An 8898-nucleotide genomic window follows, 5' to 3' on the forward strand; every position below is an offset into this window, starting at 1 on the left:
GCTGGGGGCCTGCTACGCGACGGGCAGAGACGTACCGGCACGGACCCTTCCGTGCGTGCGCGGCTGCGGGTGCGTGGGGGCCGGGGAGTGGGGGCTTGCGGCTGCCGCTTCACTGCGGGTGCGCGTGGCGCTGGGGGCCGGCGAAGCCGCGTTACTGCGGGTGGGCTTGCGGTTGGGGGCGGTTGCCCACCCGGCAGCGGGGCGCGTGTGGCGCCGGGGGCCGGCGAAGCCGCGTTACTGCGGGCGTGCGTGGAGCTGGGGGCGGCTGCCCACCCGGCCGCGGGGGTGCGTGGGGCGCCGGGTGGCCGGCGAAGCCGCGTTACTGCGGGCAATCGTGCCGCCAGGGGCGGCACGGGTGGGCGCAGCGGCACCCCGTGAACGCCGGGCTGCGTGACCCACCCCCGGCCGGCACCAACGCCGGGTAACCGAGCAAAGCCAGGGGGGCACCCGGGGTTTGCCCGCCCACCCCCGCTCACCCGGGGTTACATGCGGCTCAGGGAGGCTGTGGCCAGGAGGACGTCGTGGATGGCGTTGCGGTCGCCGTGCTGGCCGGTGGCGGCCTCCTCCGGAGAGACGTGACCCGCGGCGAGGCGGCAGAACTCGACGCCGTCGAGGGCGACATGAGCGACCTCGTGGTCGGCGGACGCGGACGCACCGGGCGAGTCGAGCGGGATGAGCCACTCACCGCCCCCGGACCCCTCGATCTCCAGCCGAAGGCTGCGCCCCGGCGCCCCGGCAGGCACAAGATGCCGGACCGGCGGCGCGGACAGCCCCGCCCGCCGCCGCTCGGCCAACGAGCCCGGCAGCATGCGCGCGGCAAGGTCGATCATCTTGTGCAGGTGCCGGGGAGCCGGCGGCTCGTAGGGATAGTCCACCGCGTTCGCGATGTCCCCCGCGTGCACCCAGCACTCGAAGGCCCGGTCCAGCATCGAGTCCCGCAACGGCAGCTCGAAGTCACCGTAGGAGACGGCCAGGCGCCCGGAGCCACCGCCCGCGAACGCCACCGTACGGACCAGGTTGTGGCTCTGCTCGCGCCACGGGCCCCGTACGGAACGGGTGGGCGGGTAGTGCGAGGCCCGCCAGTACGCCTCGGTGCGGCCCGCCGGCCCCGCCGCCTTCGGCGATGTGTCGCCGAGCGGGTCGTCCAGGCCCAGCGCGCTCGCGACGAGGCCGTCCACGGTGAGGAGATGGGCGATGACTCCGGCGACCGTCGTACGGCGGCTCGTGGGGCCGTCGCCCTCGAACCACCGCAGCCGCACCGGCGCGTGCCACTCCGCGTCACCTATGTCCTGGAGCAGCGCGTCGAGCCGCGCGGCCTCCGCGTCGTACGGCGCCGCCCACTCGGGCACCGGGATGCGCGGCGGGCGCCGGCCGAGGCAGCCCGCGAGGACGCGGGTGCGGAGGGTGGGGTCCAGGTCGAGGCTCTCGGCGGGGTGCAGCAGGCCCACCGCCTCGCGCAGCCGCAGCGCCTCGTCCGCGCAGGAGCCGCAGTCCCCGAGGTGGTCCTCCACGGCCAGGGTCTCCTCCGGCGAGCAGGCCGCCAGCGCCCATGCGCCGAGCAGTGACTTCAGTACCCGGTGGTCGAGGAGGAGGGGTGACAGCGCCGGGGTCGGGGTCGCGGTCGGTTCCCGCTCCGGGGCCGGGTCCGGGTCCGGCAGCGGGTGGCCCGTGTCCTCGACCGAGGCGCGTGGCATGGGTATGCGCGGCGACTCGCCGTCGCGGCCGTCGCCGTTGCCGTCGCCGGGGCCCTGCGGGCCGCCGACCTCGCCGAAGGGCTGCTCGTCCTCGTTGCCCTCCCGGTCGTCGAACGCCTCGGAACCGTCCGTTCCGCCGTTCACCGCGCACCCCCGTGTTCGGGCGGCGTCCCGGAGGGGCCCGCGTCGTGGGCGGTGGACAGCAGTTGCAGGCCGAGGCGGAGCCGACGGCGGGCCTCGTCCTCGGTGACGCCGAGGTCAGTGGCCGCCTGGCGGTAGTCCCGGCGCTGGAAGTAGGCGAGCTCCAGAGCGGCGCGCAGCGGGGTGGGCATGGACGTCACGATGTAGTCGGCGCGGGCGGCGACGGAGGCGCTGCGCACCTTGCGCTCCAGGTCCTCGGTGGTGCCGGGGCCGCCCTGGGCGAGCGCGGCGGTCTCGTTCGCGCGCAGCCGCTGGACGGCGAGCCGGTGGGTCAGTGTGGCGACCCAGGAGCGCAGCGGGCCGTGCTTGGGGTCGTAGGCCTCGGGGTTCTCCCAGACGTGTGCGAACACCTCGCGCGTGATGCCGTCGGCCGCCTGTTCGTCTCCGAGCACGCGGTGGGCGAGGCCGTGCACGAGTGAAGCGAACCGGTCGTAGAGCTCGCCGAGTGCGGCCGCCTCCCCGCGTGCGAGCCGCTGCTGCATCTTGCGGTCCCAGCGAGGCGGTGCGTCCTTCGTCGCCATGCGGCCCCCTCACCCCTGTCGTGCCCGGCGCCTGTCTCTGTCGTTGTTGCCGCTGTCCCCGTGCCTGTCCAGGTCCCCGTGCCTGTCCAGGGTGGGTGTTCTGCTGTCCTGAATGTAGTCGGCACGTCCGACTGCGCACGCCCCTTTGAGTCAATGTGCGCCCCCTGGTGAAGGGTGGGTGGTATGGACCTCCGGGGGGCGGCTACCCAGCGCGGGGCGGATCAGACTCGATCGGGTCGGATCGTTCCCGTACGTATTCGCCTGTATTCGCCGTAAGTAGTTCGGTGTTCGTTCGTTTTCGACCGCATGGGCATGCCTCTTCGGTCGTGCATCGGTGTTTCATGGAACGACGGTGGGGCAGCCGCGCTGCAAGGAAGCGTAGGGACTGCTTCCGTTTCTGCTGGGCGGGGCGAGCGAGAGGGGCGTTGCGGTGACGCTCAAGGTGACCGACGGCGAAGAGGGCGAGTGGGCCGTGCTCCGGGTGTCGGGAGAGCTGGATCTCGTGACCTCACCGGCATTGCGCCAGCGGGTGCACGACGCGGTGGCCGAGGGCCGCCACCACATCGTCCTCGACCTCGCCGACGTCTTCTTCTGCGACTCCAGCGGTGTGGGCGTCCTCATAGCGACCCGTCGCCTCATCCGCTCCTGCCAGGGCAGCCTGCGGCTGATCCTGCCCGCCCGGGGCGCCGTCGACGGTTCACACGTCAACCGTGTCCTCGGCGCCCTCGGCGTACGCCGTCTCTTCGACGTCTATCCCGACCTCGCCGCCGCCGTCGAGGACGAGACCGGCGAGGAATCGAGCCCTCTGTCCGCGTGAGGTCGCTCACTCCACGTCCGCGTGGGGCCGCTCACTCCACCGCGGGTCCCGCGCCACACTGTTGTCCCGGAATTCCTGCGGTCTTGGCACAAGCGTCGTTTTCCCGCTCCCCAGGCGGCTCCGGCGTCGTACGCTCCGTGCCAGATGAACCCAGTCCGGACCGGAGTCCGGCTGAGATGTGAGGCGGTCCGAACACACATGGTCAGCACCGAGTACGAGCGCAGGATCGCCGCCCGGTTCGCCGGCTTCGACCAGGACGGCAACGGCTACATCGACCGGGAGGACTTCAGCGCCGCGGCCAAGGCGGTCCTCGCCGAGTTCGGTACGACGGCCCGCTCCGACAAGGGCCAGGCCCTGTACATCGGTGCCGAGGCCTTCTGGCAGGGCATGGCCGGCATCGCGGACCGGGACGGCGACCAGCGCATCACCCGCGAGGAGTTCGTGAACGGCGCCGTGAAGCGGCTGCGCGACAACCCTGACCGGTTCGCGGAGATCGCCCGCCCCTTCCTGCACGCGGCCCTCGCCGTCGCGGACACCGACGGGGACGGCGCGGCCACGGTCCAGGAGACCGGGCGCGTGCTCAAGGCCCTGGGTGCCGCCGAGGACGTCGCCGCCGCGGCCGCCGCGACCCTCGACACGGACGCCGACGGCCGGATCGGCGAGGCGGAGGTCGTGAGCGCGTTCGCCCGGTACTTCACCGTGCCCGAGTAGCACGGCTCCCGCGGCACCCCGGGTGCTCACCGCGAAAAGCGTTCGCGCAGCTTGTACTTGAGCACCTTGCGCAGGGTCTCGTTGCGCGGAAGGGCGTCCACCAGCTCCAGCTGCTCCGGCAGCTTGTGCACCGACAGCCCTTCCGTGCGGAGATACGAGGTCACCGCGTTCAGCGTCAACTCCTCGGCCCCCGGCGGCTGTTCGACCACCGCGCAGACGCGTTCGCCGCGCTCGGCGTCGGGCAGGCCGATCACGGCGACGTCGCCGACGGCCGGGTGGCCGTGCAGCAGGTCCTCGATCTCCTTCGCCGAGATGTTCTCGCCCTTGCGGATGATGACGTCCTTGAGCCGGCCGGTGAGGACCAGATGCCCGCTGCCGGTGAGATGCCCCAGGTCCCCGGTGCGCAGGAACCCCTCCCCGTCGAAGGCCTCCGCCGTCTGCGCCGGGTCCAGGTAGCCCTGGCACACGGCCTCGCCCCGCAGCCGTACCTCCCCGTCCGCGATCCGTATCTCCATGCCCTCGGGCGGCCGCCCCTCCGTCGTCGCGAGGTTCTCCACCGTGTCGTCCGGGGCGCCCATGGTGATCATCGGGACCTCGGTCATGCCGTAGCCGTGGGTGAGCTGCACGCCCATCTCCCGTACGACGCTGTGGTACACCTCGGGCGGCTTCGGTGCCCCGCCGCCCGCGAGCAGCCGCAGGGTCGGGATGACCGGCTCGCCCGGCTGCTTGCGCTGCTCGGCGAGGAACATCGAGTAGAACGCCGTGGAGCCGCCCGCCACCGTCACGCCGTGCTTGCGGTAGTCCTCCAGGGCGGCGGGCAGCGCGAAGTGCTCGAACATCACGGCCGGGAAGCCGTACAGCAGCAGCATCACCGTGTAGTCGGGCCCGGCGATGTGCGCGTACGGGAACGCCATCGAGCCCACGTCGTCCGCCGAGAGGTGCAGTGCGTGAGCGAGGCAGGACCCGCCCGCGATCAGCGAACGGTCCGTGTGCAGCACACCCTTGGGGTCGGAGGTGGTGCCCGACGTCCAGTAGATCCAGCGGACCGAGGTGCCGTCGGCCGGGGGAGCGGGGAGGACGGCGGGGTCGCCGTCCGGGAGGGCGTCGTACGCCTCGAAGACGCCCTTCGCGCCGAGCCGCCGCGCCATCGCCGTGTGGTCGAAACCCCGCCACTCGCCCGGCACGGCGAAGTACTCGGCCTTCGACTCCCGTAGTGCGAAGCCGACTTCGCGGTCGCGGTAGAAGGGGATGACCGGCGTCTGTACGGCGCCGAGGCGGGCCAGCGCGAAGGAGAGCACGGCCGTCTCGATGCGGGTGGGCAGCTGCCAGGCGACCACCGTGCCGGGGCGCACGCCCCTGTCGTACAGGCCCGCCGCCACCCGCTCGGCACGGGCGCGCAACTCGCCGAAACTCAGGGAGCGGTCGCCCTGGAGGAGGACCGGCCGGTCGGGGGTCAGGTCGGCGCGGCGCGCCACCAGCTCCCAGAGCGTGCGCGAGGCACCCAGAGCGTGCGCGGTGCCCTGGCTCTCCTGGCTCTGCTGGCTTTCCTGGCGCATGACAGCCCCCTTCAGCCGATAACTGACGGATAGTCAGATACTGGCAGAGCGTAGGGCGCACCGCCTTGTCGGTCCAGGGGTGCGGAGCTAGCCTGCTGGGCGACGGCCATCTGACGGACCATCAGAAATCTGCGTCAGGGCATGCGTCAGGACGTACGCCGGGGAGAAGGGCGGGCAATGGACCTCACCTACACGCCCGAGGAGGACGAGTTCCGGGCGCGGTTGCGGGAGTGGCTCGCCAAGGTGCTCGCGTCGTTGCCCGCGAAACCGTCCCCCGGCGACTGGCCGGGCAGGCGGGCGTACGACCTCGGTTGGCAGCGGATGTTGTACGACGCCGGATACGCGGGCCTGCACTGGCCGCTCGACGCGGGCGGCCGGGGCGCCACCCCGACGCAGCATCTGATCTTCCTGGAGGAGACGGAGAAGGCGGGCGCCCCCTACGTAGGGGCAAATTTCGTCGGGCTGCTGCACGCCGGGCCGACGATCGCGGCCGAGGGGACGGCCGAGCAGCGGGCGCGCTGGCTGCCGCCCGTGCTGCGTGGCGAGCAGGTGTGGTGCCAGGGGTTCAGCGAGCCGGACGCGGGCTCGGACCTCGCGGCGCTGCGCACGCGCGCGTGGCGGGACGGCGACGACTACGTGGTGAGCGGGTCCAAGATCTGGACCTCCCACGCGGAAGTCGCCGACTGGTGCGAACTGCTCGTGCGCACCGACCCCACGGCGCCCAGGCACCGGGGCATCTCGTGGCTCGCGATGCCCATGGACGCTCCGGGCGTCACGGTCCGGCCGCTGCGGACGCTCGCGGGCTCGGCCGAGTTCGCCGAAGTCTTCCTCGACGAGGTGCGGGTTCCGGTGGGCAACCGGGTCGGCGCCGAGAACGACGGCTGGCGCGTGACCATGGTGACCCTCTCCTACGAACGCGGCACGGCCTTCGTCGGCGAGGTCGTCGCCTGCCGGCGCGTGCTCGGCGAACTCGCCCGCGTCGCACGGAAGAACGGCCGCTGGGACGATCCGGCGCTACGGCGGCGGCTGGGCGGCCTCAACGCCGAGTTCCGCACGCTGTGGCGGCTCACGCAGTGGAATGTGAGCGAGTCGGAGCGGACCGGGGGAGTGCCGGGGGTCGGCGGGTCCGTCTTCAAGCTGCGGTACTCGCATGCGCGCCAGGAGCTGTACGACGCCGCCGCCGAGGTGCTGGGGCCGGACGCGCTCGATCTGGGGCGGGAGTGGAACCTCGACCGGCTGTCGTCCCTGTCGTACACCATCGCCGCCGGCACCTCCCAGATCCAGCACAACATCGTGGCCGAACGCATCCTCGGCCTCCCGAAGGGACGGTGACCCTCCCCGTGCACTTCCAACTCACGGATGATCAGCGCGCGTTGAAGGCGGGCGTGCGCGAGCTGCTGGAGGGCCGCTTCGGGCGGGAGCGACTCCGGGCCGCCGTCGACGCCCCCCGGCTCGACCGTGCCCTGTGGCGCGAACTCGGTGCCGCCGGGTTCTTCGCGCTGCGGCTGCCCGAGGCGGCCGGCGGCGTCGGACTCGGCCTCCCCGAAGCGGTGTTGGCCTTCGAGGAGGCGGGCCGCGTCCTCCTGCCCGGACCGCTCGTCGCCACGCATCTGGCAGCGGGGGAGGTGGCCGGTGCGGCCACCGGGGAGGCCGTGGTGACGGCGGCCTATGGCGGACTGGTGGAGTGGCTGGAGGAGGCGGATGTCCTGCGGGGGGATGCGAGGGGTGGGGCGTCCGGGGCCTCTGCGGCGACAGGGGATTCTGGGGTGGAGGTGGAGGTGGAGGTGGAGCCCGTGACCGCGGTGGATTCCGTGGTGGCGGTGGAGTCCGTGGCCGTGGTGGAGTCCGTGGATCCGCTGACGCCGCTTCATCGGGTGCGGGGGGCCGGGGGACCGGACGGCTCCGCCGATCCACTCGTCGTCCTGCTCACCGCCGCCGAGCAGCTCGGTACCGCCGCCCGCACCTGCGAGCTGGCCGTGCAACACGCCCGGACGCGCGAGCAGTTCGGGCAGCCGATCGGGGCCTTCCAGGCCGTGAAGCACCTGTGCGCGCAGATGCTGGTGCGCGTCGAGATGGCGCGCGCCGCCGTCTATGCGGCCGCCGTGACCGCCGACCCGCTCGATGTCGCGGCGGCCCGGCTGCTCGCCGACGAGGCCGCCGTGCGCGGCGCCCGCGACTGCCTCCAGGTGCACGGCGGTATGGGCTTCACCTGGGAGTCCGATGTGCACCTGTACCTGAAACGGGCGTGGGTGCGTACGCGCCGTACGGGAGATGTCACGTTGAGTGAGGAATCGCTCGCCGCCGAACTCGTTGCCGGAGCGGCCTGACAGGGCCCTGGGCAGGGACGGAGCGGAAGGGCCCGTATCGGATGTCGCGGATTGTGGCGTACCGGAATGACGGAGCGTCGATATCGGGTTGTGTCCTAGGCGTGACTTGTCACGGCCTGGAGTCGGCGCCGTGCTCCGGTACCTTGTGTGGGATGCGAGTGGTTCTGAGGCTGAGCCATCCCGGTGTTGCCCCTGAGGCGGCTCCGGACCCGGCGATGCGTGCCGCTCGCGAGGCAGGACGGACCCCCGTGCCTGCCTGTTCGACTCCCCGTGGCGAGCGTCGCACAGTATGCCGCACGCGTACTCCTTCGCGCTGGAATATGCCCGAAGCGCTTGTTGGGGTGACTGTACGTCAACCATGCTGTCTCGCAAGGGAATCACTTTCCGTGATCCTTGTTCTGGCCATGCAGAAAATGGCTACGATCGTGGCCCTTGTGAGGCGCGAGGCGATGTGTCCGCCGGTTCGGATGGTGTGAGCGGTGCAGGTGCTTCAAGTGCAGCTGGAGATCAGGCCCGACCCCGCAGAGGTGGGGCGAGCCCGGAGGTGGGCCCGTTCGCGGCTCGCCGGGTCCGGGATAGGGGCCGATGAGCCGCTCGCCGAGACGCTGATCCTGCTCGTCTCCGAACTGGTCACCAACGCCGTGGTGCACACCGGCTGTCCGGCCGTGGTGCGGCTGCTGCTGACCGGCGTCCCGGGCGATGCCTCCGGTGCGGTCCCCGGCATGGTCCGCCTGGAGGTCATCGACTCCAGCGCCTGTCCGCCGGCGCCGCGGCATGCGGACGGTGACGAGACCAACGGGCGCGGCCTGGAACTCGTCGACGGCCTCGCCGACCGCTGGGGCTGGAACATCGAGGGTGCCGGCAAGAGCATCTGGTGCGAGGTGGACCGCTGTACGCCGCCGGAGAGTGCGACGGGTGCGGGATACCGAGCCGGGATGACGGCCGGCGCCTATGGGGATCTGGCGTACGAGGCGGTCTAGGGGGTGTTTTGAAAGTCCCGCACAGCACCCGCGGCGCCCGGCACGCACCCTCGCCGCACCGGCCGAAGCCCCAAGTACGTCCAGTACGAGG

8 protein-coding genes are annotated in these 8898 nt (G+C 72.2%); 5 read left to right on the plus strand and 3 right to left on the minus strand.

Going from position 1 to position 8898, the window contains the following annotated elements; all coding sequences use genetic code 11:
* Positions 1–482: 482 nt before the first annotated feature.
* Together ABZS97_RS42080 and ABZS97_RS42085 are read right to left on the minus strand one after the other, a co-directional pair.
* Positions 483–1694, minus strand: a complete 1212-nt coding sequence (locus ABZS97_RS42080) for a maleylpyruvate isomerase N-terminal domain-containing protein (protein ID WP_356148525.1) — start codon at positions 1692–1694, stop codon at positions 483–485.
* 140 nt (positions 1695–1834) lie between these two features.
* Entirely contained in the window at positions 1835–2416 is a 582-nt protein-coding gene (locus ABZS97_RS42085) for a sigma-70 family RNA polymerase sigma factor (protein ID WP_356148496.1), read from the minus strand.
* A 430-nt stretch (positions 2417–2846) separates the two neighbouring features.
* Here ABZS97_RS42085 and ABZS97_RS42090 point away from each other — a divergent pair, with 430 nt between their 5' ends.
* Positions 2847–3233 (plus strand): STAS domain-containing protein, encoded by a 387-nt coding sequence (locus ABZS97_RS42090; protein WP_356148501.1) that lies wholly within the window; start codon positions 2847–2849, stop codon positions 3231–3233.
* Between the two features lie 198 nt (positions 3234–3431).
* Positions 3432–3944 carry an EF-hand domain-containing protein gene (locus ABZS97_RS42095; protein ID WP_356148508.1) on the plus strand — a complete coding sequence of 171 codons (513 nt, stop codon included), beginning with the start codon at positions 3432–3434 and terminating at the stop codon, positions 3942–3944.
* 26 nt (positions 3945–3970) lie between these two features.
* Here the strand turns inward: ABZS97_RS42095 and ABZS97_RS42100 are convergent, their stop codons facing one another.
* Positions 3971–5500, minus strand: a complete 1530-nt coding sequence (locus ABZS97_RS42100) for an AMP-binding protein (RefSeq protein WP_356148513.1) — start codon at positions 5498–5500, stop codon at positions 3971–3973.
* 177 nt (positions 5501–5677) lie between these two features.
* Here ABZS97_RS42100 and ABZS97_RS42105 point away from each other — a divergent pair, with 177 nt between their 5' ends.
* The 3 genes from ABZS97_RS42105 to ABZS97_RS42115 all read left to right on the plus strand — a co-directional run bounded on the left by ABZS97_RS42105 (position 5678) and on the right by ABZS97_RS42115 (position 8807).
* Positions 5678–6832: an acyl-CoA dehydrogenase gene (locus ABZS97_RS42105; protein ID WP_356148516.1), complete on the plus strand. Its 1155-nt coding sequence runs from the start codon at positions 5678–5680 to the stop codon at positions 6830–6832.
* Between the two features lie 8 nt (positions 6833–6840).
* Positions 6841–7827 (plus strand): acyl-CoA dehydrogenase family protein, encoded by a 987-nt coding sequence (locus ABZS97_RS42110; RefSeq protein ID WP_356148528.1) that lies wholly within the window; start codon positions 6841–6843, stop codon positions 7825–7827.
* 479 nt (positions 7828–8306) lie between these two features.
* Positions 8307–8807: an ATP-binding protein gene (locus tag ABZS97_RS42115; RefSeq protein WP_356148520.1), complete on the plus strand. Its 501-nt coding sequence runs from the start codon at positions 8307–8309 to the stop codon at positions 8805–8807.
* The last annotated feature ends 91 nt before the right edge of the window (positions 8808–8898 follow it).

Source organism: Streptomyces sp. NPDC005485 (genome assembly GCF_040606085.1).
GTDB lineage: Bacteria > Actinomycetota > Actinomycetes > Streptomycetales > Streptomycetaceae > Streptomyces.